General features: G+C 66.3%; 1 protein-coding gene. It reads right to left on the bottom strand.

The annotated features are described in order from the left end of the window. Nucleotides 1–287: 287 nt before the first annotated feature. Entirely contained in the window at nucleotides 288–1379 is a 1092-nt protein-coding gene (locus tag ORI27_RS32785) for an IS701 family transposase (RefSeq protein ID WP_456085478.1), read from the bottom strand. Between the last annotated feature and the right edge of the window lie 271 nt (nucleotides 1380–1650).

Consider the following 1650-nt stretch of genomic DNA (forward strand, 5'->3'; position numbering starts at 1 on the left):
ACCCCCATAACTGTCCGAATGAATCCGAGTTGGTGGCAGCGCCTGGGAGTGACCCGCGAACGCCCTATGAGCAATTATTCTGCAGCGCAGACGATTACGCTCGATCTCTAGTACTGCAGCCGTAGATCGGGATCATTGATTTGGGCGTCGTCGGTAGTGCGAAATCCGGGCTCGGTATTGGTGTCGTCTTCGCCATCGTGACCAGGCCAGCAGGCTGGTGATGGTCTGGTTGGTGGCGAGGAGCAGAGCGTCGAAGAGTCGGCGAAACTCGTTGACGGTCAACGCGATCAGCCCTGCTGGGGTGGCGCGGTGGCGCGTTCGATGGCGCAGGCCACGGCCAGGAAGGCGTGGGCGAGCATGGCCAGGGTGGTCCAGCGGTACCAGGAGGTCCAGCGCCGGACCTGATGCTGGTCGAGTCCGGTGAGGCCTTTGGCGGCTTGGAAGGATTCCTCGATGCGCCAGCGCTGGCCGGCCACGGCGACCAGGGTGCGCAGCGGGACGGGTCGCGGTGAGTAGCAGCGCAGGTAGGCGTGCTCGCCGGTGGTGTCGTTGCGTCTGATCAGCAAATGGTGCACACCGTGGTCTTCGTCGTCTTCGGGCAGCAGCCGAAACCAGGCCCAGGAGTACATACGTGGCCCGTGCGCCCCGGGGCCGGCGGAATGGCGCTGCCAGGCAGGGGCGGGGATCAACGCCGGCAGCTTGTCCACCCGGATCGGCCCGGCATGGGTAGGCACCCGGCGGTTGGCCGCGATCGCCAGCACATAGCCCAGGCCGTGGTCGCGCACTGCTGAGCGCAGGTGCGGGTCGGCGCCGTAGACCTCATCGCCGGCCACCCACCCGGCGGGAACCTCCGCCGCCACGGCGCGGTCGATCAGCGTACGTGCCAGGGTGGGTTTGGTCGCAAAGCCCCTGTGCTCGTGAGGGATTCCTGCACCGGCGCAGCGGTCGGGGTGCTCGGTCCAGGACCGCGGCAGATACAGGGCCCGGTCGATCAGGGCGTGCCCACGCGGAGCGGCATACGTCAGATACACCGCCACTTGGGAGTTCTCGATGCGTCCGGCGGTACCGCTGTACTGGCGCTGCACACCGACGGACTGGGTGCCTTTCTTCACGTCGCCGGTTTCGTCGACGACCAGGATCGCCCCGGGATCCCCGAACGCGTCGACGACGTAGTCACGCAGATCATCACGCACCGCATCGGCGTCCCAACTGGCCCGCGCCAACAGGTGCTGCATCCCGTCGGGCGTGGCCGCACCGCGGTGCTCAGCGATCGTCCAGCAATTCTTGCGATCCAGACCCGAGACCATCCCCGCCATCAACGCACCGGCGTGGCGCAACGGTTCGTAGCGGGCGAAACGCGGCGCGATGCGATCCAACACCGCGGAGAACTCGGTCTGCCATCGGTCAGGGTCTACGCTATGAACCGCGGCGACCGCGGCATTTTCGGTTGTCTTCACAAACTCTGAACGATGCCGCGGTCACCGCTCTGAGCAGCGCAGACACGCCGAAACCCATCAGCCCCGATCTACGGCTGCAGTACTGATATGGGGTGCATTTTGTCAAGGGGCAGGGTGAAGCGGCGGGCCGGTAGCCGTCGCTAGAGGCCCGCCGCTTCGATGTACCGGATGAGCCCGGCATGAGTGTCGAGCG

This window comes from Mycobacterium pinniadriaticum (assembly GCF_026242045.1).
Taxonomy (GTDB): domain Bacteria; phylum Actinomycetota; class Actinomycetes; order Mycobacteriales; family Mycobacteriaceae; genus Mycobacterium; species Mycobacterium pinniadriaticum.